At 36.4% G+C, this 24,513-nt stretch carries 24 protein-coding genes; 3 read left to right on the top strand and 21 right to left on the bottom strand.

Going from position 1 to position 24,513, the window contains the following annotated elements:
• Positions 1-217: 217 nt before the first annotated feature.
• Complete coding sequence (locus tag ACFSAV_RS04710; RefSeq protein WP_379096801.1) at positions 218-736, bottom strand: ClbS/DfsB family four-helix bundle protein; 519 nt, start codon at positions 734-736, stop codon at positions 218-220.
• A 36-nt stretch (positions 737-772) separates the two neighbouring features.
• Positions 773-1,435: a TIGR01621 family pseudouridine synthase gene (locus tag ACFSAV_RS04705; RefSeq protein WP_379096798.1), complete on the bottom strand. Its 663-nt coding sequence runs from the start codon at positions 1,433-1,435 to the stop codon at positions 773-775.
• 102 nt (positions 1,436-1,537) lie between these two features.
• On the opposite strand from ACFSAV_RS04705, the gene ACFSAV_RS04700 reads away from it, so the two are divergent.
• Entirely contained in the window at positions 1,538-2,182 is a 645-nt protein-coding gene (locus ACFSAV_RS04700) for a histidine phosphatase family protein (protein ID WP_379096795.1), read from the top strand.
• 46 nt (positions 2,183-2,228) lie between these two features.
• On the opposite strand, the gene folC is transcribed toward ACFSAV_RS04700, so the two are convergent.
• The 5 genes from folC to codB form a co-directional block, all read right to left on the bottom strand.
• On the bottom strand, positions 2,229-3,557 hold the full coding sequence (folC, locus tag ACFSAV_RS04695; RefSeq protein WP_379096792.1) for a bifunctional tetrahydrofolate synthase/dihydrofolate synthase: 1,329 nt from the start codon (positions 3,555-3,557) through the stop codon (positions 2,229-2,231).
• Entirely contained in the window at positions 3,550-4,464 is a 915-nt protein-coding gene (gene accD, locus ACFSAV_RS04690; protein ID WP_101775069.1) for an acetyl-CoA carboxylase, carboxyltransferase subunit beta, read from the bottom strand. The genes folC and accD overlap by 8 nt, the downstream gene beginning before the upstream one ends.
• Before the next feature lie 84 nt (positions 4,465-4,548).
• Positions 4,549-5,343, bottom strand: a complete 795-nt coding sequence (gene truA / locus ACFSAV_RS04685) for a tRNA pseudouridine(38-40) synthase TruA (protein ID WP_379097317.1) — start codon at positions 5,341-5,343, stop codon at positions 4,549-4,551.
• 139 nt (positions 5,344-5,482) lie between these two features.
• The gene (locus tag ACFSAV_RS04680) at positions 5,483-6,745 is read right to left on the bottom strand and encodes a cytosine deaminase (protein ID WP_379096789.1); all 1,263 of its coding nucleotides are present in this window, start codon (positions 6,743-6,745) and stop codon (positions 5,483-5,485) included.
• 9 nt (positions 6,746-6,754) lie between these two features.
• Positions 6,755-7,981, bottom strand: coding sequence for a cytosine permease (codB, locus tag ACFSAV_RS04675; RefSeq protein ID WP_101775072.1), 1,227 nt, complete (start codon positions 7,979-7,981; stop codon positions 6,755-6,757).
• Between the two features lie 218 nt (positions 7,982-8,199).
• Between codB and ACFSAV_RS04670 the strand changes: the two genes are divergently transcribed.
• Entirely contained in the window at positions 8,200-9,012 is an 813-nt protein-coding gene (locus ACFSAV_RS04670; RefSeq protein WP_379096786.1) for a DNA ligase, read from the top strand.
• 35 nt (positions 9,013-9,047) lie between these two features.
• Here ACFSAV_RS04670 and aroG read toward each other — a convergent pair whose 3' ends face one another.
• The 13 genes from aroG to ACFSAV_RS04605 form a co-directional block, all read right to left on the bottom strand.
• A complete protein-coding gene (gene aroG, locus ACFSAV_RS04665; RefSeq protein WP_379096783.1) occupies positions 9,048-10,133 on the bottom strand; it encodes a 3-deoxy-7-phosphoheptulonate synthase AroG in 1,086 nt (361 codons plus the stop codon).
• Positions 10,134-10,242: 109 nt separating this feature from the next.
• A complete protein-coding gene (lolE, locus tag ACFSAV_RS04660; protein WP_379096780.1) occupies positions 10,243-11,496 on the bottom strand; it encodes a lipoprotein-releasing ABC transporter permease subunit LolE in 1,254 nt (417 codons plus the stop codon).
• On the bottom strand, positions 11,497-12,180 hold the full coding sequence (gene lolD, locus ACFSAV_RS04655) for a lipoprotein-releasing ABC transporter ATP-binding protein LolD (RefSeq protein WP_379097314.1): 684 nt from the start codon (positions 12,178-12,180) through the stop codon (positions 11,497-11,499).
• A gap of 16 nt (positions 12,181-12,196) precedes the next feature.
• On the bottom strand, positions 12,197-13,387 hold the full coding sequence (locus tag ACFSAV_RS04650) for a lipoprotein-releasing ABC transporter permease subunit (protein WP_379096777.1): 1,191 nt from the start codon (positions 13,385-13,387) through the stop codon (positions 12,197-12,199).
• Between the two features lie 78 nt (positions 13,388-13,465).
• Positions 13,466-14,416: a 2-hydroxyacid dehydrogenase gene (locus tag ACFSAV_RS04645; protein ID WP_379096775.1), complete on the bottom strand. Its 951-nt coding sequence runs from the start codon at positions 14,414-14,416 to the stop codon at positions 13,466-13,468.
• A 227-nt stretch (positions 14,417-14,643) separates the two neighbouring features.
• Entirely contained in the window at positions 14,644-15,684 is a 1,041-nt protein-coding gene (locus tag ACFSAV_RS04640; RefSeq protein WP_379096772.1) for a tetratricopeptide repeat protein, read from the bottom strand.
• 24 nt (positions 15,685-15,708) lie between these two features.
• Positions 15,709-16,563, bottom strand: a complete 855-nt coding sequence (gene kdsA / locus ACFSAV_RS04635) for a 3-deoxy-8-phosphooctulonate synthase (protein WP_379096769.1) — start codon at positions 16,561-16,563, stop codon at positions 15,709-15,711.
• 13 nt (positions 16,564-16,576) lie between these two features.
• Entirely contained in the window at positions 16,577-17,368 is a 792-nt protein-coding gene (locus ACFSAV_RS04630) for a SirB1 family protein (RefSeq protein ID WP_101775079.1), read from the bottom strand.
• Between the two features lie 3 nt (positions 17,369-17,371).
• The gene (gene prmC / locus ACFSAV_RS04625; RefSeq protein WP_379097311.1) at positions 17,372-18,658 is read right to left on the bottom strand and encodes a peptide chain release factor N(5)-glutamine methyltransferase; all 1,287 of its coding nucleotides are present in this window, start codon (positions 18,656-18,658) and stop codon (positions 17,372-17,374) included.
• Between the two features lie 67 nt (positions 18,659-18,725).
• Positions 18,726-19,808: a peptide chain release factor 1 gene (prfA, locus tag ACFSAV_RS04620; RefSeq protein WP_379096766.1), complete on the bottom strand. Its 1,083-nt coding sequence runs from the start codon at positions 19,806-19,808 to the stop codon at positions 18,726-18,728.
• Positions 19,809-19,975: 167 nt separating this feature from the next.
• Complete coding sequence (locus ACFSAV_RS04615; RefSeq protein WP_101775081.1) at positions 19,976-20,440, bottom strand: outer membrane lipoprotein; 465 nt, start codon at positions 20,438-20,440, stop codon at positions 19,976-19,978.
• Between the two features lie 23 nt (positions 20,441-20,463).
• Positions 20,464-20,775, bottom strand: coding sequence for a hypothetical protein (locus ACFSAV_RS04610; protein ID WP_101775082.1), 312 nt, complete (start codon positions 20,773-20,775; stop codon positions 20,464-20,466).
• Between the two features lie 5 nt (positions 20,776-20,780).
• Entirely contained in the window at positions 20,781-21,368 is a 588-nt protein-coding gene (locus ACFSAV_RS04605; RefSeq protein WP_379096762.1) for a VOC family protein, read from the bottom strand.
• Positions 21,369-21,456: 88 nt separating this feature from the next.
• Here ACFSAV_RS04605 and argS point away from each other — a divergent pair, with 88 nt between their 5' ends.
• Positions 21,457-23,190, top strand: coding sequence for an arginine--tRNA ligase (gene argS / locus ACFSAV_RS04600; protein ID WP_379096759.1), 1,734 nt, complete (start codon positions 21,457-21,459; stop codon positions 23,188-23,190).
• Between the two features lie 321 nt (positions 23,191-23,511).
• Here argS and mdh read toward each other — a convergent pair whose 3' ends face one another.
• Positions 23,512-24,447 (bottom strand): malate dehydrogenase, encoded by a 936-nt coding sequence (mdh, locus tag ACFSAV_RS04595; RefSeq protein WP_379096756.1) that lies wholly within the window; start codon positions 24,445-24,447, stop codon positions 23,512-23,514.
• Positions 24,448-24,513 lie beyond the last annotated feature (66 nt).

Below are 24,513 nucleotides of genomic sequence, written 5' to 3'. Positions count from 1 at the left end.
ATTAATGATAATATTAACTGATTAAAAAATCACGCATTTATTGGTGTTTTTTGTGTTTTAAGCAATATCTTTTTTGATAATTTTTTATGTATTAAATAAAAAACCATAAGATTTTAAATAAAACGCTTGATTAGCAAAGATAACATGATGAATGAGAAGGCAGTATAAGAGAGACGAAATGTGACTCAATGCAACTGTTCTTAATCGTATTGCATATTTATAAACAGCATTTTTTCCATTTTATTATTTTACTTCTGAACGTCGTAAAAGGGGCTACTGTATTGATATGAATAAATTGATATACTGCCCATGTAGCTGTTTTTGTAGCTTGAATGGTCCATTTTCTTTGATGAGGTAAAAAAAGTGCAGTATCAGCCATTGTGTCAATCATCAAGTACAATTCTTGAATATTGTTAGCTAACATCAATTTCAATTCTGCTAACGATAAATACGCATATTGTCTATTAAACCATTGATAAAGTTCACCAAGTTGATTCCATTTAAAATCATCAGATGGAGTCTTGACATCTAACCCTTCTCGTTCATTGCTCTCCCACTTTAATAATAACGTCGTCCATCCCACTTGATATGCTAAATTCTGTGCAGGCGTTCTATCAACATTTTCACATGCTTTATCTTTTAAATTTTCGGGAATTCCCTCAAACGCTAAAATGTATTTTTCATAAGTTTTTTGGATTTCATTTTTTAGCTCTGTTTTATTAGCATAATGGCGCATAATAAACCCCTATATCATTTGATTTCAAAACATGAGTTATTTAATATTCAATTCTGTGATTAATTGAATCAAATTAATTCTCTGAAACATCTGACCATAAATAGGTAAACATTGGATGTCAATATGTTGCCCTTGATAACAAAATTGTAAGCGATAAGCATGCAAGTAAGTGCGGTCAATTTCTGGTGAATTTTTACCATAGAGTTGATCACCTAAAATCGGACTACCTAAACTTTTCATTGCAACACGTAATTGATGAGTTTTGCCTGTTTTAGGTTGTAAAATAAATAAACGTAAATTTGGCTCACAACTGATTGAATGAAATCGAGTAATCGCAGGATTTTCTTTAGTAGAACACAATTTCCACGCACCACGACGCGCTTTTTGCATATCTCCTATGATCAATCCTTGTTTTTTCTTTGGCTTGTCCACGGATAAAGCTAAATACGTTTTCTGAATACTCTGTTGAGCAAATAATTGTGATAATGTTTGTGCTGCTTGAGCATTTAGTGCCAAAATTAATAATCCTGAAGTGACCTTGTCTAAACGATGTACTAACCAAACTTGAGGTACATTTAACTGATGGGCAATAAGAGTAGTCAGACCTATTTCTGCTTGATCTTTATGCACACTTATACCACAAGGTTTATCAATAACCACAAAATCAGCATGTTGATAAATAATCGTAATAGACGGCATAATTTCTCTCACAAGTGAAAATCATAAAATTATAGCATAAGCAAATATTTTATGGAGCGAATCTCATTTTTAGCTATAATTTCTTGTTAGCAAAGAGGAATATTGATGAAAACACTCCGATTTTATTTAGTCCGACATGGCAAAACATTATGGAACGAGCAAGGTTTATTTCAAGGTAGTGGCAATTCGCCTTTAACTGATAGTGGTATTCAAGGCGCAAAATTAACTGGAGAGGCATTATTTGATACACCTTTTATTGCTGCATATTCCAGCACTTTACAACGCACTATTGATACGGCAACTTATATCCTAGCCAATCGAAACGTGCCACTTTTTCAGCATCAAGGCTTAAATGAACAATCTTTTGGTCTATGGGAAGGGCAATCTATTACACAATTAAAAGATTGTACAGAATATCACCAAATGCGTGAAGACCCAGCTAATTACAAAGCACAAACTAATGGCGGTGAAACATATCAACAACTCGCTATTCGGGCATTTAATGCGATACGGGACATTATTAAAGTGCATTCTAAAGGAAACATTTTGATTGTATCCCATGGACATACGCTACGCATATTATTAGGCTTGTTTAATGGTGCTACTTGGCAAAACCATCGCGAAGCTGGTAAAAGCCCAGCATTATTGAATACATCAATTAGTATTGTGAGTTATCAGCAGTATAGTGATGAACAAGGAAGATTTGTGATTGAAAGCCACAATGATGTAACACATTTAAATAAATAAAACACCCTTAAAATATCAAGGGTGTTATTTAAAGTAATAAGAGATTTTACAGCAATTGTAAAAACTCACCGACAGTATAGAACGAACCGAATACCAGTACAGTATCTTTCTGGCTCGCCTGCTGTAATGCGTGTGTTACACCATGCTCAACTGAAGGCTGACTCTCTGCTGACAATGCCATTGCTTGGGCTTGTGCGATTTGTTGCAACGTCACAAAAAGTTCTTCGCCACGTTGACCACGGTAACCTGTTAAAGTGACACAATACCAATGATCAATAAGAGTTAACAACGGGTTAAATATACCTTGTGTATCTTTATCTTTTAATATACCACACACCGCAAAAATCTTACCGCAGCCTTGTTGTTTAAGTGTAGTCAATTTTTCTGCCAAATAATTAGCTGCATGTGGATTATGCCCTACATCAATAATCACTCGTGGTAATACTTCTACAGCTTTATTAATGTGTTTCGCCAGTTGTTGCAAATCAATATGTTTGACTGTTTGGAAACGTCCAGTTAATTCTACATCTTGTAAAGATTGACGAATTACGGCTTCTGAAATTGTAAAAGGTAATTGTTCAATTGTCGCTAATGCTGTCGCAGCATTAGCTAATGGAATTTGACAAATGGGCAAATTTTCAAACTGCATTTTTTGTCCAGTCCAATTCCAACAGTGAGAATCTGCAGTAAAAAACCAGTCAATATCGCGACAAGAAGTCTGACACGCCAGTGAGTTAGCATGATTCAACACTTTTTGGGGAATGTTAGATTCACCAATAATAGCAGCTTTGTTAGCACGAAAAATACCTGCTTTCTCAAAACCAATTTGCTCTCGATCTGAACCTAAGAAATCTACATGATCAATATCAATACTAGTAATCACAGCGATATGACTATCAACCATATTAGTGGCATCTAAGCGCCCGCCTAACCCCACTTCTAAAATGACAATATCTAATTTTGCTTGTTTAAATAAATGCAATGCAGATAACGTACTAAATTCAAAATAAGTTAAAGACTGCGTCTTATTTTGCTCAATAAACGCAAAGGATTGAGTATGTATATTATCGGCTAATTCTTGATTTTGAATACGCACTCGTTCATTGTAACGAATTAAATGCGGTGAAGAATACACGCCTACTTTATAGCCTGCATTCATTAACATCATTTCAAGTAAACGACAAGTTGTCCCTTTACCATTAGTACCACCGACTGTAATCACAAAAGGGGCAGGTGTTAACAAATTTAAATGCGCTGCAACAGACTTAACGCGTTCAAGTCCCAAATCAATTGCTTTAAAATGGCTATTTTCTAAATAATAAAGCCACTCCGCTAGAGGCGAAGTGGCTGTTAATGATGAAATTGGATTATTCATTATCAGTTTTACTTTCTTCGATTTCTTCAATCAATTCAGGTTCAACAAAAGGTGATGGCTTATTCATCAATTTACTTAATAAACTCGCTAAGGTTTGGCGCATTTCACCACGCTTAACGATCATATCAATCGCCCCTTTTTCTAATAAAAATTCACTACGCTGGAATCCTTCAGGCAATTTTTCGCGTACAGTTTGCTCAATAACACGAGGGCCTGCAAAACCAATTAATGCTTTTGGCTCGGCAATATTAACATCACCAAGCATAGCAAAACTGGCAGATACACCACCTAAAGTTGGATCGGTTAACACTGAAATAAAAGGGACTCCCTGTTCACGCATTTGAGCTAATACTGCACTGGTTTTTGCCATTTGCATTAATGAAAACAAAGCTTCTTGCATACGTGCGCCACCACTAGCAGAAAAACACACAAACGGACAATTTTGCTCAATAGCTTTTTCTGCTGCTTGTACAAATTTAGCACCAACGACAGACCCCATGGAGCCGCCCATAAAACTAAAATTTGATGCAGCAGCTACTACAGGCATACCGTATAATGTCCCCTGCATTACAATTAATGCATCTTTTTCACCCGTTTCTTTTTGTGCGGCAGAAAGACGATCTTTATATTTCTTTAAATCTTTAAACTTAAGAATGTCTTTTGGTTCTAAATCTGCTGCGAATTCTTGTACACTATCTTTATCCAACAAAGCCAAAAGACGTTCTCTTGCATCAATCCGCATATGATGACCACATTTTGGACACACTTCTAAATGACGTTTTAACTCATCACGATATAAAACTTGTTCACAAGCACTACATTTTGTCCAAACACCTTCTGGTACATTGGACTTACGAGAACCTGTTGAAGAAGTATTTTTGCTAAAAATTCGATCAATCCAGCTCATTTTAACCCTTTTTATTTAACGAGAAAATTCGACGTATTACACCACAATTTAAGCTAAGATTCCAGAAATAAAGGTCTGATCTGGCTACCATAATTCATTTTCTAAAAACAGCGGACCTAATGTATTTTGTGGTAAATTAAACTGCTCAGGATAACTTACATTAACCAAGTAAAGTCCTTCTGATTTTGCTGTAGGTGCGGCTAAAGTACGATCTTTTTGTGCTAATAACCAACTTATCCACTCTACGGGCTGATGACCAGCACCGACTTCTATTAGACTCCCCACAATATTACGCACCATATGATGGACAAAGGCATTAGCTTGAATATCCACAATAATATAATGCCCTCGACGAATCACCTGTAAATGCTGTACATGACGAAATGGTGTATGAGATTGGCATTGTGCTGCTCGGAAAGAGGAAAAGTCATTCTCACCCAATAACGCTTGACCAGCTTCATGCATAAGTTGATGATCAAGTGCTAAATGACAATGTGCTACACCTTCAGACAAAATTGCTGAACGTAATTTATGGCAATATAAAATATAGCGATAACGGCGAGCTGTCGCGCTAAAACGTGCATGAAAGCTATTATCAACAACTTTTGCCCAACTCACTGAAATATCATCAGGCAAATTCGCATTAACACCAAAAGTCCATGCTTTTTCAGGACGATTAGCATTTGTTTCAAAATGAACTACTTGTCCTGTCGCATGAACCCCAGAATCCGTTCTTCCTGCACAAAAAATATGACAGTTTTCATTTGCTACAAAAGAAATCGCTTTTTCTAATTCTTGTTGAACACTGGCGACATTTTCCTGTCGTTGCCAACCAAAATAATTTTTTCCGTTATATTGAATACCTAATGCGACTTTCATCATGTTTATTTTATTGCTACTCATGTATTTTTATATAGCGTATTATAGATGAGATTCATCTAGCAATAAAATAACAAAATACTGACTTAGCATTTTTTTAATAATTTGCTTTTGTCTAAGTACACCGAATACATTTTATTTAACCGTAAGTAACTATCTCTGCGTTATCCAAATAAATCTGAGTTTCTGCAAGTTTAGTTTCTGCAATAATCTGACCTTGACGAATTGAATAACGCGTTGGTACCTGTCTTCTTACTGCGTCAAAACCATTTTGCGCAGGTAAAATAATCAGGTTAGCAGAATGTCCTTCTTCAATGCCATAATCTGTTAATCCGAGTGCTTTTGCACTATTATCCGTGACCAACTTTAAACCATCATTAATTTGCCCATAGCCCATTAATTGACATACATGTAATCCCATGTGGAGCACTTGTAGCATATTAGCGGTACCTAATGGATACCAAGGATCGAATACATCATCATGTCCAAAACAAACATTGATATTGTTTTTCAGCATTTCTTTTACACGAGTAATCCCTCGACGTTTTGGGTATGTATCAAAGCGTCCTTGCAAATGAATATTAACGAGTGGATTAGCCACAAAATGAATGCCTGATAATTTTAACAACCGGAATAAACGTGACGCATAAGCACCATTATAAGAGTGCATCGCAGTAGTATGGCTAGCAGTGACTTTATCGCCCATTTCATATTTCAGTGCCAATGCCGCAACAGTTTCCACAAAACGTGATTGCTCATCATCAATTTCATCACAATGAATATCTATTTGTTTGCCATACTTACGCGCAATATTAAATGCAATATGCATTGATTCCACACCATATTCACGCGTAAATTCAAAATGTGGAATGCCGCCTACCACATCAGCGCCCATTGCCATTGCTTGATCAAGTAAAGCTTCACCATTTGGATAAGATAAAATGCCCTCTTGTGGAAATGCCACAATTTGTAAATCAATCCAAGGTGCAACTTCTTGTTTCACTTCTAACATAGCTTTAAGTGCAGTCAATGTGGGATCGGAAACATCCACATGGGTACGCACATATTGTACGCCATTTGCGATTTGCCATTTTAACGTTTTCCATGCACGGGCTTTCACATCTTCATGACTTAACATAGATTTACGCTCAGCCCAACGTTCAATCCCTTCAAATAAGGTACCAGACTGATTCCAATTTGGCTGACCAGCAGTTTGTGTTGCATCAAGATGGATATGTGGTTCAACAAAAGGAGGATAAGCAATGCCTTGCTCTGCATCTAAAATATCACCATCATAGGCTACGATTTCATCATTAGAACAAGTACGCATAATTTTGCCATGTTCAATGAGAATTTGCCAAAGCCCTTCTTTATTTGCTAAATGTACATTTTTAATTAACATAACTGACTCCTATTTTGTTGCTAACATTTTTGCAAACAATGGATTAAGTATTAAATACGAGATAGCACCACCCAATACAGCATTGACAGGAATAATACCAGGTAAATATTTACCACAAGCAACACCAATTGCAACAGCAGCAATTGCAATCCAATTAATATTAACAAATTTTGCCTGATCGAAATTTTGATATGCTTTGTGGCGTAAAACATAATCCGCAATAATGACACCACCAACTGGCGGAATTGCAGAAGAAAGGAAAGTGAGCCAGCCTACAAAATTGTTATATAACCAAAGTGCTGCAAGTGTTCCTATCACACCATTTGCCATTGATAAAATACGGCTGCTTAATCCTGTAATATTGGCAAAACCCAAACCTGAGGCATAAAGTGCATTATCATTCGTTGTCCAAATATTTAAACCTAATACAATAATCGCAGGCAAAATTAACCCTTGCGCGACCATTACATCTGAAATATCAGCCATACCTTTTACTGAAGCTCCTGCTGCACCAAAAATAAACATTAAGGAATTACCTAAAAAGAAAGCTATCATGCTGATAATAATCGCTTGTTTCGGTACACGTCCAAAGCGAACAAAATCTGCAGTTAGACTGCCCGCACTAATAAATGATCCGATAACTAACGTAATCGCCATTGGTAATGACATACTTTCTTTTGGTACAATAGCTCTCAATACCTCTAATCCACCAGCATCAGTCACTGCCAAATACACAGAATAAGAACCAAGTACTGCAATTGCAGGAACCGCTACTGCTGATAAAATAGTTAATGCTGAAATACCAAAATAAACGGTTACTGTCATTAATGCCCCAGAAACAATGATGAGTGTATTTACATCAATGCCAGTGACTTTATTTACTGGGATAGCAAACATCGCAACACCCACACCAAACCAACCAACTTGTGTTCCACCGAGTAGTAATGAAGGTAACCAAGAACCTTTCACTCCAAACGAATAACGCGCTAAAATATGGGTAGTTAAGCCTGTCTTTGCACCGATGTAACCTAAACAAGAAGTGTAAACACCCAGCATTAAGTTACCAATTAAAATTGCCATCCAAAAATCATCATAAGTTAATGATGTGCCAAGTGTCCCCCCTGTCCACATACTGGCAGAAAAGAAAGTGAGTCCAAGCATTACAAATGTTAGTGCAATTCCTCCTTTACGTTCATTTTGTGGCACTGGCTTTAAACTATAATTATCCAAGCTCATTATTCATTCCCTACTAAAAAATAAAAAAATCGCTGCATTATAATCCGCCTCGCTAAAAAAGCAAACGTTTGCGTCATAAAAATGAAAAGATTTTTTATTTATAAATTTTTTTTGATGTCTACGATCCGAATCACAAAAATAAGTAAGATATCGGTTTTCCTAGCTCCAATCTCATTACACTTTTCATTCTTCTCAAATCAAATAATAAAGGAGTAAATATGCGCTATTGGTTATCTGGTTCTCTATTATGGTTTTCATTGAGTTTAAATGCTAAAGCACCAGAATTAATGTTAGTCAATGAATATAAAAATCAGAATGTTAATGGATGGGTAATGAGTGAAAAATTAGATGGCATACGCGGTTATTGGGATGGGCAACAACTTTATACACGCCAAGGAATAATATTATCTGTCCCAGATTACTTCATACAACATTTTCCGCCTTTTGCTATTGATGGTGAACTCTTTAGTCAACGCAATCAATTCGAGCATATTTCTTCTATTGTACGCTCACAGCAAGATAACGGTTGGCATAAATTAAAGCTATATGTTTTTGATGTCCCAAACGCACAAGGCAACTTATTTGAACGATTAGCGGTATTAAGACAATATCTCAATCAACATCCTTCTCCTTATATTGAAATTATTACTCAAATCCCAATCCAAAATACCCAGCACATTCAAACTTTTCTAAAACAAGTTGAACAGCGGCAGGGAGAAGGCATAGTATTGCGCAATCCACTTGCACTTTATGGACGAAAATACAGTAGTCAAATTTTAAAGCTAAAGATCGTACAGCAAGAAGAATGTAAAGTGATTGCTCATCACCAAGGCAAAGGACAATTTGCTAATTACTTTGGTGCATTAACCTGTGAAAACCAGCGTGGACAATTTAAAATTGGTTCTGGTTTTAGCTTAGATGATCGCCTTAATCCACCACCAATTAATTCTCTTATTCGTTACAAATATCGTGGCTTAACTAAAAATGGCAAACCAAAATTCGCGACTTATTGTCAACAAGTCAAAGAGTAAAAAAACCACCTTCATCGAAGGTGGTTTTTATTTAATTACAGCTTCAAATGTCGGCGAGAAGCGACCGCACTTGATAATGCCTCAAGTGCATGCTCACTATCTTCCCAACCAATACATGCATCAGTAATACTCTGTCCATAAGTTAATGCTTTACCATCTACAAGATCTTGACGCCCTTCAACAAGATGGCTTTCAATCATAACACCAAAAATTTGCGTTGAACCATTAGCAATCTGTTCACAAACACTCTGACAAACATCTAACTGCTTTTTAAACTGTTTATTACTATTCGCATGACTAAAATCCACCATGACATGCGGAATACGTCCATTTTTTGCAATATCAGAACAAACGACAGCAATATCTTCAGCACTATAATTTGGACCTTTATCCCCACCACGTAAAATAATATGGCAATCTTCATTACCGCGAGTAGAAACAATAGCAGAATGACCAAATTTTGTTACTGATAGGAAATAATGTGGTGCTTCAGCGGCGCCAATAGCATCTAATGCAATTCTAACTCCTCCATTCGTTCCATTTTTAAAACCAACAGCACATGACAAGCCAGAAGCTAATTCGCGATGTACTTGTGATTCAGTTGTTCTCGCCCCAATTGCTCCCCAACTCATAAAATCAGCGAGATATTGTGGTGTAATCATATCTAAAAACTCACCGGCTGCAGGCACGCCCAAATCATTCACATCAGATAATAATTTACGCGCCATACGCAACCCGTCATTTAAAGCAAAAGTGCCATTTAAATGTGGGTCATTAATTAATCCTTTCCAACCAACTGTAGTACGTGGTTTTTCAAAATAAACTCGCATAACTATTTCTAAAGTATCTTTATATTTTTCACGCACTGCCTTAATACGATTTGCATATTCAAGCGCAGAACGAGGATCGTGAATAGAGCAAGGACCAATTACAACTAATAAACGATCATCTTTTTGATGAATAATATCATGTGCTTTTTTACGAGTTTCTTTTACAACTTGTGCAGCAGTTCTACTTGCTGGGAATTTTTCTAATAACGCAACGGGGGGTAAAACTTGTTCAATTTTATCAATACGAGTGTCATCATTTTCAATCTGAATTTCGTTCTTATATTCTGTCATTTTGCTCTCGCTTACTTCTTATAAATAAAATAGATTCAATCAGTTAGAACTAAATTTTAAACAATAAATACACTTAAAAGTGCGGTCACTTTTTTTATATTTTTCAAGTCTAGTGGCTACTCAGAACTTGAGCAGGCTGTAATTTTGCTGCTCGATTGGCAGGATAAAGACTTGCTATCAAACTTAATATTAGTGCAGAAACTAATACTAATAACACATCTTGCCAGTGCAATTCACTTGGTAAAAAATCAACAAAATAAATACCATCAGATAATAATTTTCTGCCAAGTAAAAATTCAATCCATTGAATAAGTTGAGTTAAATTTAACGCGAGGACTATGCCTAAAAAAATACCAATTAAACACCCTTTCATGCCGGCTTGCAAGCCATACCACACAAAAATTTGTTTAATAAAACGATTATTAGCACCTAAAGTGCGCATAATTGCAATATCGCCTTGCTTATCTTTCACTGCCATAATCAACGTCGAAATAATATTAAAGCAAGCCACACTAATCACTAATACCATTGCAATATACATCACGCTACGAATAAGTTGAATATCACGATACATATAGCCAAATTTACTGATCCAATATTGCGCATATAATGTCTGAGGATAATCTTGCAACATTGGATATTGTAACGCTTGAACTTCAAATGGTTGTTTGACTTTCAATTCAACGCCGTGAATTTGCTCTTGGGTTAGACCTATTAATGCTTGTGCTTGCGCTAAAGGCAGCAAAGCGTAGCTATGATCAAGTTGACCATCTAAACGCAAAATGCCACTGACTTGTACACGATGGCGAATAGGTTGAGATAATTGGTTATTTTTACTTTGCTGCGAAATCAATAAGGTCACCCAATCCCCCATTTGAACCTCAAGATCGCGCGCAATGCCATACCCTAAAATTAAACCACTTTGCTGACTAAAATCATGCCATGCATTATCTAACACAAAATTACCTAATGCGCTGACTTGATCTTGTGCTATCTTATCAACACCTTTTACTTGTACAACTTTTAACTTAGTCCCATTTTCAACTAATGCTGTGAAACTAATATAGGGTGCAATACCTAGAATTTCTTCATGTTGCGCCAGTCGTTGCACAAGAGATGACCATTGATTAATTGCTTGTGGCTCATTTTCACTTGGATAAATTATAATTTCCGCATGAGGTACTACCGCAAGAATACGATTATTTAACTCACGCTCAAAACCGTTCATTGCGCTTAAGCCTAAAATTAACACAGCTACACCTAATGCAATACCAACACTAGAAAACGTAGAAATCAAAGAAACAAGCCGATTTTTCTGCTTACTGCGTTGATAGCGCCAACTAATAAAAAAAGGAGTATTCATTTATAACGCCTCTCTTAATACACCATCTTGCATAACTAAACGACGCGCTAGTTTTTCTGCTAAGCTAAGATCATGAGTTACTAGCAAAAAAGCAATATTTTCTTCATTATTAAGCTGTTGAATTAAGTCAAAGATACTTTCTGTTGTTTTACGATCTAAATTTCCCGTCGGCTCATCAGCCAATACTAAAGCGGGGTTATTAACTAAAGAGCGAGCAATCGCTACTCGTTGCCGTTCCCCACCAGACAAGGCTGAAGGACGGTGTGAAATACGATGTGCTAACCCAACTGCACTCAGCATTTTTTCTGCACGATCTTTCGCTTCTGTTTTATTTTGTTGCCCGATTAACATTGGCATCATGACATTTTCTAATGCAGTAAAATCTGCCATTAAATGATGAAATTGGTAAACAAAACCAAGATATTGATTACGTAACTGAGCCAATTGATTAGCATTAGCACGCTGTAAAGATTGTCCTTTAATAAATACTTCACCACTGCTTGGTTGATCTAAACCACCTAAGGTGTGCAATAACGTACTTTTACCTGATCCCGAACTTCCTACAATAGCAACAAGCTCTCCTGCCTCCATCGCAAAAGATACCCCTTTTAATACTTGTGTTTGTACTGTACCTTCTTGATAAAATTTACCGATATTTTGACAATGTAATAAATGTTGTTTCATCTTGCTTGCCGCTCTTTTATTCATAACGTAATGCTTCTGCAGGTTCAATTTTTGCTGCACGATAGGCTGGATAAATAGTGGATAGTAACGATAACAATAATGCAAAAGCAATGATTACTACAATTTGCACAGGTTCTAATGCAGTGGGTAAATAAATACCTTGAGGATTAATCAAATTAACAATACGATCTAAATTTAATGTGACTAATATGCCTAATAGCGTTCCAATCAATGTTCCTATAAAGCCCACTAAGCACCCTTGATAGATAAAAATTGACCGCACTTGACGTTTATTTAATCCCTGTGTTTGTAAAATAGCGATTTCTCCTTGCTTGTCTACCACCATTAAACTTAATGAAGTAATAATATTAGAAACAGCAACCACAATAATTAAACTAATCAATAAACCCATCATATTTTTTTCCATGCGCACTGCTTGGAAAAACTCGCCTTTTTGATTCCGCCAATCATTAATTTTCCACTGTTTTTCCGTAAAGTAATGCGGTAATTCAACAATTTGGAATGGATCTTGCAAAAACAAGCGATAACCTTGTGCCTGCTTTGGCTGAATACGCATTAAGCGTCCAATATCTGTCAAATTAGCAAAAACTTGATAATTAGATGCTTCTCCACTCGTATAATAAATATCACTCACTGTAAATAAGCGTTGAACAGGAACACGCCCCAAAGGTGTATATTGGCTGTTTTCAGTAATCATTAAACGCACTTTATCACCGACATGCAATTGGAGCTTTTGTGCTAATTGAGCGCCAATCACTAAATTAAATTCATTGGGTGCTAGCACTTGTTCAAAATCATCATTGAACAATCCTGACAATAAAGGATCATCAGAAAGTTGTTGAACACCAATCACTTGTCCTGCACTTACGCCTTTTGCTGTTTGTAAAATGACATTAGTTTGATTAATCGCAACCGCTTTTTGCACAAAATCAGGTAAGGCGATCATCTTATCTTCTAAGTTTATTCGTTGGTTTTCAGGCATGATAATGGCATGTGGAATATCAGCAAGTACTTGCTGCTTTTGATGGCGCTCTAACCCGTTCATGACAGATAACACAATGATTAATGCCATGACCCCCAATACAATGCCGATACTAGCTAGATTAGTCACCAGTCGCCCAAAACGATCCGCACTTTTAGCACGCCAATAACGTAGGGCAATAAATAAAGGAACAGAAAATTTCATGTTTACCAAAAATTAGCAATAAAAATATCGTGCTATTATTGCATAAACACTATACAACAACACCACGATATTTATTCATTAAGTATTTAATTGATTCTTCACAAAGTCTTCAATATTCTGTGTTACTTTGCTGACCAAAGTCGTTACTGCGCTGTCTGATGCCCAAGCAATATGTGGAGTAACGATTAAATTAGGCAACTTGGTTGCAGCTTGAACAATCGGATTCTCTTTTTCAGGCGGTTCTTTCACTAGAACATCCAATGCTGCGCCACCTAAATGACCGTTTTCTAACGCTTCAACGAGTGCTTTTTCATCAACTAATGGGCCACGCCCTGTATTAATAAGGAACGCGCCTTTTTTCATTAAAGCCAACGTTTCTTTATTAATTAAATTTTGGGTTGTTTCCGTCAAAGGGCAATGTAAAGTAACAATATCCGCCTGTTTCAAAACTTCTACAAAAGGGGTATAACCCACTCGACAAGACGCCGCATCTTTATGTTCAGCATAAAGTACTTTCATCCCAACTGCGCTGGCTAAGTGTCCTACTTCTGTCCCTAAACAACCTTTACCAACTATGCCTAACGTTGAACCTTTGACATCTGTAATTGGATAATCAAAATAACAAAATTGTTTACTCTCTGCCCATTTTGCTGACAACTGATCACGATACCAACTCATAATACTATGCTTTAATGCATAAATTAGCCCTAATACATGCTCTGGTACGGTTGTTGCAGAATAACCAGTGACATTTTTTACCGTAATACCAAGTTCTTTGGCAGCAACTAAATCAACGTTATTTATCCCCGTTGCAGTAATTGCAATTAACTTTAATTTTGGTAATTGTTGCATGACCTGACGGCTAAATACGACCTTACTCGTTACTGCAATTTCAGCGTCTTGCATACGCTCAATCACTTCGTTAGCAGCAGTATGTTCATATTCAATCCATTGATGTTCAAAAGTTGGACGAGGAATTGGAATATGTTTAGGAATCGCTGTACTATCAAGAAAAACTATTTTTAACATTGGTAACTCCTTTTGTTGCAATGGTTTTCTATTTTGTCCAATTTAATTTGAGATAGCAAACTATAAATTGCCCGAATAAAATTATTTTTAACTCAATTCGTTCTCTTCACAAGACCCATCTTTGAATATATAAAATGGAAAAACAAAATTTTTACAAAATCGACCGCACTTTCTTTCCGCACATAAAAACCTCTCACATTGGAGAGGCTCTAATTACGATAAGCAATTTACTTCTTACCTAACTGCTCTTTTAATTGTGCTATTTTTTCTAATACTTCTTCTTGTCGCGACTCATCATCATCTTGTTTTTTAGCATAAAAAAGCTCGTAGTAATGTAATGCTTTTGCTAAATCTTGTGGCACGCCTGTACCTAACTCATAAAGATAACCCAATGTGTAATAATCTTCTAATGCTTCAAATTCACTGAGTGCAAAATCCACATCAACTGCGGTACCTAATCCAGCTAGAGATAAATTCGCAACCAATAATCTTGCCTTATCTAACCCTTGTTCAGCTGCTTTTTTTAACCAAAAAACACCTTTTTCAAACTCTCCACTTTCTACATAATATTCACCCACTTCATATTGAGAATCGACTTCATTTTTTTCTGCAGCTTGCAAAAATAACTGAAACATTTCTTTACGTTTTTTTTCAGTCAATACCTCTATTTTATAAAGTTCAGCTAAATTACGTTTTGAAACTGCATTACCTGAGTTTGCAGCTTGTCGATACAGTACTTTTGCTTTATCAATATTTTCTGCTACACCATACCCCAAATCATACATATAAGCTAACGCGTTCAAATGATAGTGCTTTCCCGCATTTACTTCTGCTTGCAGAATTGCAAACGCTTTCTTGAAATACTGTTCCGCTAAGCTTTCATCTTGTGGTACATACCAGCCGTGATGATACATTTCACCTAAAACAAGCGCACCTAAGCCACTTCCTTTTTCCTCTGCCTCTAAGCTAAGAAAATAAGCCGTTTTATTATCCTTTTCTAACTGCATATCTGCTAGTCTTGCAATGGCATCTGCATTACCCACTTTTCTTGCTTGTTCAAAAAAAGTTGCTGCTTTTGCTAAATCGATTGATTCATTACCTAAACCATAGATATATTGTAATCCTTGCTGATAAAGCGCCTCACCTTGCTCAATCTGTACAGTTGTTTGTACCTGTTGTGCTGTTTTTGTTGTATCAACGCTATAAGCAATAGGAGAAATTAAAAGCGTTACTGCGCCTGTGAAAACTAAAAAATACAATACCTTCATTACAATCCCCCTCTTATTCCAATACTAATTTAACGTATCTAACTCTGGGAAACTTTTCACTAAATCATCAATTGCTTTCATTTGCGCGACAAAACCTTCAAGCGCAGAAAGCGGTAATGCAGAGGGTCCATCGCATTTTGCTTGATTTGGATTTGGATGTGCTTCTAAAAATAGTCCTGCTAAACCAATAGCCATTCCCGCACGTGCCAATTCAGTTACTTGATCACGACGACCACCTGACGCGGCACCAAAAGGATCACGACATTGTAAAGAATGAGTCACATCAAAAATGACAGGACAGCCCTTCGATACTTTTTTCATTACAGTAAAACCCAGCATATCAACCACAAGGTTGTCATAACCAAAATTTGAACCACGATCACATAAAATCACTTTATCATTACCGCATTCTGCGATTTTCTCAACAATATTGCCCATTTGTCCCGGACTTAAAAATTGTGGTTTTTTCACATTAATTATTGCACCAGTTTTTGCCATTGCCGCAACAAGATCCGTTTGACGTGCTAAAAAAGCTGGCAATTGAATAATATCAACTACTTCTGCAACAGGCTGGCATTGATAAATTTCATGTACATCTGTGATCACTTTGACTCCAAAAGTGTCTTTCAACTCTTGGAAAATTTTTAATCCTTGCTCCATCCCAGGTCCACGATAAGAATGAATTGAGGAACGGTTTGCTTTATCAAAGGACGCTTTAAATACATAAGGCACACCTAACTTTTCTGTCACGTTGACATAAGCTTCACAGACTTGCATTGCCATATCTCGACTTTCTAAAACATTCATACCACCAAATAAAACAAATGGTTTGTCATTAGCGATTTCAATATTATCTAAGCGAACAATTTTATTTTGCATCTGGTTTTCCTTCTTAATGAATAGGATAAGAATCTTGTTTCAATTCTTCTAGCTGATTTTTAAGTAATGCTGCAGTCGGGTCTTGAGGACATTGATCAATAAAATACTCAAAATCTTCTGTGGCGACATGATAACAACCCATTTGTGCCAACACTAAACCGCGGTCACGTATTTCATAAGGATCATCAGGATAATAATGCATTAAATGTGAAATATAGCATAACGCCTCATCATTTCGTTCCTCACGAATTAATGCATTTTTGGCAAGTTGTCTAAAACGCCCTAATAAATCCCCGACATTTGCAATAGCTAATTCGGCTGGTGTAAGCTCTAGACCAAATCCCATCGCTCCTTCATACCATTTATGTAATAGTGCAAGCGGAATATATTGCCCATCCCAAGGGTTAATAAATGCAACTTCGCCATCCACTTCAGCACGCAGCACTAATTGGGTTGGGAAATTAACCGGATATAGCGGTAAATTTAGGCGATCTGCAATATAAAGTAAAATTGCGCCCAGACTAACTGGCATACCTGTTCGAGTTTCTAATACATCATTTAAATATAAATTCGATGAAAGAAAATAAGAATTTGGATCACAATGAAATCCCCATTCACCATAGAATAATTGTAAAAGTAGGTGAATTTTTGCTTTTGTTTCCATTTCAGGCGGAATTTGCTTACGTGCAGCACGTACTAAATGCCCAATTTGTCCACGAACACGTAATACGCTATCACTATCTCTGAGTGTAGTATGGTAAAAGGTCAGCATTTCATCATAAAGTGCTTTTTTTACATATTTCATTTTCTAACCTCTCCAGCGAGCTAAAGTCACTCTATCATTACCAGCATAATCTTGCACAGTTGTTATATCTTGCCACTGATTCTCTTTAAAAATTGACTGCACTTTTTGTCCTTGTTGCCAACCATGTTCTAATAATAAATAACCTCCTGCCTTTAAAAAGCATGAGGCATGGGTCACAATATGTCGTAAATCTGCATACCCTTGCTCTTCGGCAACAAGTGCAGATAAAGGCTCAAAACGAACATCGCCTTGCATCAAATGAGGGTCCTTTTCATCAATATAAGGCGGATTACTCACAATCACATCAAATTTCATCTGCAAATCGAGTGCAGCAAACCATGAACTTTGTAAAAAGGTGACGTCCAAATGATTCAACGCTGCATTTTGTTTCGCTAATTCAACCGCTTGTGCAATACGATCTACACCAAAAATTTTTAAATTTGCACCGCACTTTTGTGCTAAAGGGGCTAACTCGAAAGCTAATGCTAACGCAATTGCACCAGTACCTGTACCTAAATCTAAAATCGCAAGCTCACCAGTAAAGTGCGGTAGGTTTAAGCGTAATTTTGCCAGCTCAAGGGCTTTTTCTACTAAAATTTCTGTATCTGGACGAGGAATTAACGTATCTCGTGACACTTTCAATGGTAATGACCAAAATTCTTTTTCACCAAGAATATAGGCAATTGGCTCACCTTGTGCGCGGCGGACAAGTAATTTTGCAAGCTGAATAAGTTCATCTGGCGTGAGAAACGTTTCTGAAAAAGCCATAATACTTGCTTTACTACGCCCTGTCACAAAAGATAATAAAATATTAATATCAGATTTTACATTTAAATAAGGATCAGAATCTAATGCTTCTAATAACACTTGCTCTGCAAAAGCTAACCACTCAGCATAACTTTTTGCTTGTACGTCAACAACAGTAAATCGTTCGCAAATTACCTTGAAATCAGATGTCACTTTTTTTTCTTTCACACCAATACAATCTGCTAATAATGCTTGGTCTAGAGTAAAAAGTTGTGTATTAAAAAACTGCTCGTGACTTTGATACCAATGTGTATAATCCCCTTCTCCTTCTGCTAATGCAAAAGCTTCAGATACTTGTCCAAATGAGCATTGCTCAACTGAAGTTATTGTAATCGTAACAAGAGGATTATTATTGTGATCTAAAATGATCGCTTCATCGTTTAATTGAGGTAATTCTTGTCCATAAAATGTATAAAAAATATGACCAGAACAAGTTGCTGTTTTATTTCCAGCAATCACTAGACAAGCTAAATAATTGGGCATCACAGCAAATGCCCATTTTTTAGTTAGATTATGTTCCATCTTTCACATCAAAATCATGAGGATATCATCATGCTTGCTCAGATAATGCAGCCAACTGATCGGCTTGATATTCAGTAATAATTGGTTGAATTAATTCATCAATTTTGCCGTTCATCACTTCATCTAAACGGTACACCGTCAAGTTAATACGGTGATCAGTCACACGTCCCTGAGGATAATTATAGGTACGAATTTTATCTGATCGGTCACCAGAACCTAATAAATTACGACGTGTATCTGCCTGTACTTGCTCTTGGCGTTCTTTTTCAGCTTGCACAATGCGTGAGGCTAGTACAGACAAAGCTTTGGCTTTATTCTTATGCTGAGAACGTTCATCTTGGCATTCAACAACGATCCCCGTTGGAATATGAGTAATACGTACAGCTGAATCAGTAGTATTAACATGCTGACCACCTGCCCCCGATGAGCGATAAGTATCAATACGTAAATCTGATGGATTAATTTCTGGTAATTCTGATTCAGGTAACTCTGGCATTACTGCTACTGTACATGCTGAAGTATGAATTCGCCCTTGCGACTCTGTTTTTGGTACACGCTGTACACGATGACCACCAGATTCAAATTTAAGCTGACCATAAACACCTTCGCCGCTTACTTTCACAATAACTTCTTTATAACCACCCTGTTCACTTTCATTTGCGCTTAACACTTCAACACGCCAACGCTTACTCTCCGCATAACGGCTATACATACGGAATAAATCACCAGCAAAAATACCAGCCTCATCCCCCCCAGTACCCGCACGAATTTCTAAATAACAGTTATATTCGTCATTTGGATCTTTAGGTAATAAAAGAATTTGTAAATGTTGCTCAACTTGCTCAATTTCCGCGTTGCATTCTTCAATCTCTTCTTGTGCCATCTCTTTCATACTTGGATCATCAAGCAATAATTGTGCTTCTTCTATATTGCTATGTAATTGATTCCAGCGTGCAAAGCATTTCACTACATCTTCTAGTTGTGCATATTCTTTTGAATAAGCACGAAATTTCTCTTGATCACTGATAACAGAGGCATCACCTAATAATGCTTCAAGTTCTTCATGACGTTCTTTCAAACTTTCTAATTTACTGATAATTGTTGGTTTCATTGATTAACCTTATAATAAATTAACAAAATGAAATAAAAAATCGGACAATTCTAACATGTATTTAAAAGAAACTATAAATAATCTTCTTATCAATCGCTGATAATCACAAACAAAAAGGCTTTCAGTTAACGACTGAAAGCCTTTTTCTTAAAATACATTAGAACTTCTTATCTGATAACAGATACATTCACTCGAGAACCACCAACAATACGCACTCGTGCACCAGGCATTAAGCTTGCATCATACTTTTGCACAACAACTATTTCTTGCCCGTTATCTTTTCTGATAACTAGTTCTAAAGAATCTACTTGTGTGACCTTTTCTTCAACTTTACTGCCAATAACGGCACCCGCAATTGCTCCAACAGTTGTTGCAATCATTTGCCCTGTACCACCACCGATGCCAGAACCTGCAACACCACCAAGTACACCACCACCAACAGTACCAATCACACCCTGATTGTCTGCTTGAATTTTTACTGGACGACTAGAAACGATAGTGCCATAACTAATTGAGCGTGTTTCTTTTGCTTGGTTACCTTCATATACATTACCGCTATAAATATCAGTATTGGCGCAACCAACTAAACCAAAGCTCATTAAAATAGCGAATGCGACTGTTACTTTTTTCATAAAACTCCTACCTTGAAATAACATTATATAGGCGATCTTGGACTAAAAGTGGAAATATTTTTCAAACCTTCATTATTATCGAGTACACGTACACAAGCACCTACAACAAGGGTTGAATCATATTGATGAGAAAGCTGCATTGTTTCAACTGGACCATCTTTATTTTCACAGTCATTTTTACGAACTGTTAACAATAAGTTTTCACCATTGTATTCACTGAAAAGAATTTCAGCACGATAGCCATTACCATAATAATGATCATTATGATTTTTCGTACAAGCAACCAATCCCAAACTTAATACCGTTGCCAATGCTAAAACTGTTGTTTTTTTCATCTTTGCTAAACCTCAATAATTTTTTTAATATTATAAGGATGAACCTTAATGCAAGTATGATTTTGTGCATTATCCACAAAACTTACTGCAATAGATGGATTTGGTAGTTGTTCTCCTTCCACTTTAGGTTCACTCACTTTGACTTTTAAATTATCCAGTTGGTTCCATAAAAATAAAAGACTAACACGTTTTATCCATTCTTCTGTCGTTTCATTCTGCAAAAACGGCATAACAACTTCGATATGTTCCCAGCCTTCAATAGGATAAATTTTATTTTTAGGAAATGGTAATTCAATAATATCAATAAACTGTCCTGCTAAACGTAGGGGCCGCGCTAATTTAATCAAATAAATAACACGTCCATTGACAATATTATGATTCAAAATTGTACCGTACTTTAGTAAGTGTGTCAGCCAATATTTTGCTTTCTCATCTGTGTTTACTCGTAGTGCAATGTGATCAATTTCATATTCTTCTAAAGCTAAATTCATGAGCTGAGCTAAATCTTGAATTCGTTGTGCAAAGCAAGGAAAACTCTTGGTTAAGTCATTAACTTCGATGAAAAGGGGATGTATTTGCTCAAAAGTTGTCATTTTTTCTCACGGTATCTTTTCTGAATGCCTAAAGAACGGTATCATAGCCGATTATTCTATTAATTCATAATTTAGGTATAAAAATACAGTGAATATCCAATCTATTTTATCTCACAAAATTAAGCAAGCGATGATTTTGGCTGGTGCTGATACACAATGTGATGCCCTTGTCCGTCAATCTAGCAAAGCACAATTTGGTGACTATCAAGCCAATGGCATTATGGCAGCAGCCAAAAAAGTGGGGACAAACCCACGTGATTTTGCTCAAAAAGTCATTACACAACTCGACTTAGCACATATTGCAGACAAAGTAGAAATTGCAGGTCCTGGTTTCATTAATATTTTCTTAGATAAAAATTGGTTAGCTGCCAACGTAGAACATGCACTAAATGATGAAAAATTAGGAATCAAATCTGATGAAATACAGACTGTTGTTGCAGATTATTCATCCCCAAATGTCGCAAAAGAAATGCATGTTGGACATTTACGTTCAACCATCATTGGCGACGCTGTAGTGCGTACACTTGAGTTTTTAGGTAATAAGGTTATTCGTGCTAATCACGTTGGTGATTGGGGAACGCAATTTGGCATGTTAATTGCCTATCTTGAAAAAATAGAAAATGAAAATGCGGCAGAAATGGAATTAAGCGATTTAGAAGCATTTTATCGCGCAGCAAAGGAACATTATGATAACGACCCTACATTTGCTGAAAAAGCACGTAGTTATGTCGTTAAATTACAAAGTGGTGATCAATATTGTAATAGTATGTGGAAAAAGCTTGTTGATATCACAATGCAACAAAATCAACATAACTACAATCGCTTAAATGTTACACTCACCGAAAAAGATGTCATGGGTGAAAGTTTATACAATCCAATGCTACCAAGTATTGTTGCAGATTTACAAAAACAAGGCTTAGCTGTTGAAGATGAAGGTGCTTTAGTTGTATATCTTGATGAGTTCAAAAATAAAGATGGCGAGCCAATGGGGGTTATCGTACAAAAAAAAGACGGCGGTTTTCTCTATACAACGACAGATATTGCAGCAGCCAAATACCGTTATGAAATATTAAAAGCCGATCGCGCTTTAGTATTCTCAGATACTCGCCAAAGCCAACACATGCAACAAGCTTGGCTAATCACACGTAAAGCAGGCTACGTGCCAGAGCACTTCCAACTTGAACATAAAAACTTCGGTATGATGTTAGGTAAAGATGGTAAACCATTTAAAACACGTACTGGTGGTACCGTAAAATTAGCAGATTTATTAGATGAAGCTGTAGAACGAGCTAGCCAATTAATTAATGAAAAAAATAATACACTCTCTGAAACAGAAAAAGCAGCTGTGATTGAAGCTGTCGCAATTGGTTCAGTAAAATATGCAGACTTATCGAAAAATCGAACAACAGATTATGTATTCGACTGGGATAATATGCTCAGCTTTGAAGGAAATACTGCACCTTATATGCAATATGCCTATACGCGTATTCGTTCCATTTTTAATCGTAGTCATTTAACTGAACAAGATCTTCATCAAGCTAATGTCATGATTAATGATGAAAAAGAGCGCGCATTAGTCGTTAAATTATTACAGTTTGAAGAAGCCGTTCAAATCGTTGCAAAAGAAGGTACACCACATATTTTATGTACTTATTTGTATGAATTAGCGGGTATCTTCTCTTCCTTCTATGAGCATTGCCCTATCTTGAATAATGAAAATGAGCAAGTAAAACTAAGCCGCTTAAAATTAGCATTGCTGACAGAGAAAACCTTAAAACAAGGTCTAGATTTACTAGGAATTAAAACTGTTGAAAAAATGTAATTTACTAAAATAGCAGGATTTGAATTAAAAGCTGGTGTTTTCATCAGCTTTTTTCTTACTTATCACTAGGGTAAAAAAAAGTGCCTCGTTTTAAGGCACTACTCGGAAAGCAAAATATGTCGGCTATTTATTATAGCACTTGTTTTTAGTTGTGCTAAGAATACAAAAATAAACCTTATTCCACAAATGGTTATTTTAAATAATGTGAACTAACTCACGCTTTTTATTGTAATTTTTATTTTTTTGACCGCTCTTTCATACAAAAAGAAAGAGCATCAAAGGATATTGATGCTCTTAAATTATCAATTAAGCTAGAAAGGTTTATTGATTAACGAATTTTTCACCTAATTCGATATCCGCACGTAGTGTTTCTAACATTGCATCAAGCGCTTGCTGCTCAAACGCACTTAATGGACCAATTGGAAGAATTTCTTCAACACCTTCTTTACCTAGACGCACTGGCTGAGCAAAGAAACGTGCATATTTTCCACAACCTTCTACATATGTACATTCAACAACATTTTCACCTTGTAAGCCTTTTACTAAAGAAAGCGCAAAACGTGCTGCTGCTTGTGCCATCGATAATGTTGCTGAACCACCGCCAGCTTTTGCTTCTACGACTTCCGTACCTGCATTTTGGATACGTTTTGTTAATGGTGCAATTTCCTCTTCTTTCCATTCAGCATATTGCACTTGCGACAATAATGGTAGAATTGTCACGCCTGAGTGCCCCCCAATTACAGGGACAGTTGTACGAGTTGGCTCTAAATTTTTTAATTCAGAAACAAAGGTTTCAGAACGAATAATATCTAATGTAGTAACGCCAAATAATTTACGTTTGTCATAGACACCCGCTTTTTTCAACACTTCTGCTGCGATTGCAACTGTAGTATTAACTGGGTTAGTAATAATACCAACACAAGCTTTTGGACAAACTGCAGCAACCTTTTCAATTAAGTTACGTACGATACCCGCGTTGATATTAAATAAATCTGAACGATCCATACCTGGTTTACGCGCAACCCCTGCAGAAATCAAAACAATGTTAGCGCCTTGCAATGCAGGAGTTGGATCTTCACCAGCAAACCCTTGCACTTTAACTGCGGTTGGAATGTGGCTTACATCCGCAGCAACACCAGGTGTAACTGGTGCAATATCATATAATGATAACTCTGAACCAGCTGGTAATTGTAATTTCAATAATAATGCTAACGCCTGACCAATACCGCCTGCGGCACCTAGAACTGCAACTTTCATTTGCTACTCCTTATGGGTTAATAAACTAAATGCGTAAGATTTTAGAATGAACCTAATATAAATTCA

Source organism: Pasteurella oralis, assembly GCF_042681465.1.
GTDB classification, from domain to species: Bacteria; Pseudomonadota; Gammaproteobacteria; order Enterobacterales; family Pasteurellaceae; genus Pasteurella; species Pasteurella oralis.
This window is presented reverse-complemented; position numbering and strand designations above follow the sequence as displayed.

Bases quoted from the DNA above. Each gene is read 5' to 3' on its own strand.
- ACFSAV_RS04605 (WP_379096762.1), bottom strand. From the start codon at position 21,368: ATGACAACTTTTGAGCAAATACATCCCCTTTTCATCGAAGTTAATGAC.
- prmC (WP_379097311.1), bottom strand. From the start codon at position 18,658: ATGCCCAATTATTTAGCTTGTCTAGTGATTGCTGGAAATAAAACAGCA.
- ACFSAV_RS04705 (WP_379096798.1), bottom strand. From the start codon at position 1,435: ATGCCGTCTATTACGATTATTTATCAACATGCTGATTTTGTGGTTATT.
- ACFSAV_RS04710 (WP_379096801.1), bottom strand. From the start codon at position 736: ATGCGCCATTATGCTAATAAAACAGAGCTAAAAAATGAAATCCAAAAA.
- kdsA (WP_379096769.1), bottom strand. From the start codon at position 16,563: ATGCAAAATAAAATTGTTCGCTTAGATAATATTGAAATCGCTAATGAC.
- ACFSAV_RS04610 (WP_101775082.1), bottom strand. From the start codon at position 20,775: ATGAAAAAAACAACAGTTTTAGCATTGGCAACGGTATTAAGTTTGGGA.
- ACFSAV_RS04670 (WP_379096786.1), top strand. From the start codon at position 8,200: ATGCGCTATTGGTTATCTGGTTCTCTATTATGGTTTTCATTGAGTTTA.
- folC (WP_379096792.1), bottom strand. From the start codon at position 3,557: ATGAATAATCCAATTTCATCATTAACAGCCACTTCGCCTCTAGCGGAG.
- ACFSAV_RS04645 (WP_379096775.1), bottom strand. From the start codon at position 14,416: ATGTTAAAAATAGTTTTTCTTGATAGTACAGCGATTCCTAAACATATT.
- aroG (WP_379096783.1), bottom strand. From the start codon at position 10,133: ATGACAGAATATAAGAACGAAATTCAGATTGAAAATGATGACACTCGT.
- mdh (WP_379096756.1), bottom strand. From the start codon at position 24,447: ATGAAAGTTGCAGTTCTAGGTGCCGCAGGCGGTATTGGTCAGGCGTTA.
- truA (WP_379097317.1), bottom strand. From the start codon at position 5,343: ATGAAAGTCGCATTAGGTATTCAATATAACGGAAAAAATTATTTTGGT.
- ACFSAV_RS04680 (WP_379096789.1), bottom strand. From the start codon at position 6,745: ATGTTAATTAAAAATGTACATTTAGCAAATAAAGAAGGGCTTTGGCAA.
- ACFSAV_RS04630 (WP_101775079.1), bottom strand. From the start codon at position 17,368: ATGAAATATGTAAAAAAAGCACTTTATGATGAAATGCTGACCTTTTAC.
- lolD (WP_379097314.1), bottom strand. From the start codon at position 12,180: ATGAAACAACATTTATTACATTGTCAAAATATCGGTAAATTTTATCAA.
- ACFSAV_RS04640 (WP_379096772.1), bottom strand. From the start codon at position 15,684: ATGAAGGTATTGTATTTTTTAGTTTTCACAGGCGCAGTAACGCTTTTA.
- ACFSAV_RS04615 (WP_101775081.1), bottom strand. From the start codon at position 20,440: ATGAAAAAAGTAACAGTCGCATTCGCTATTTTAATGAGCTTTGGTTTA.
- lolE (WP_379096780.1), bottom strand. From the start codon at position 11,496: ATGAATACTCCTTTTTTTATTAGTTGGCGCTATCAACGCAGTAAGCAG.
- ACFSAV_RS04650 (WP_379096777.1), bottom strand. From the start codon at position 13,387: ATGAAATTTTCTGTTCCTTTATTTATTGCCCTACGTTATTGGCGTGCT.
- codB (WP_101775072.1), bottom strand. From the start codon at position 7,981: ATGAGCTTGGATAATTATAGTTTAAAGCCAGTGCCACAAAATGAACGT.
- prfA (WP_379096766.1), bottom strand. From the start codon at position 19,808: ATGAAACCAACAATTATCAGTAAATTAGAAAGTTTGAAAGAACGTCAT.
- accD (WP_101775069.1), bottom strand. From the start codon at position 4,464: ATGAGCTGGATTGATCGAATTTTTAGCAAAAATACTTCTTCAACAGGT.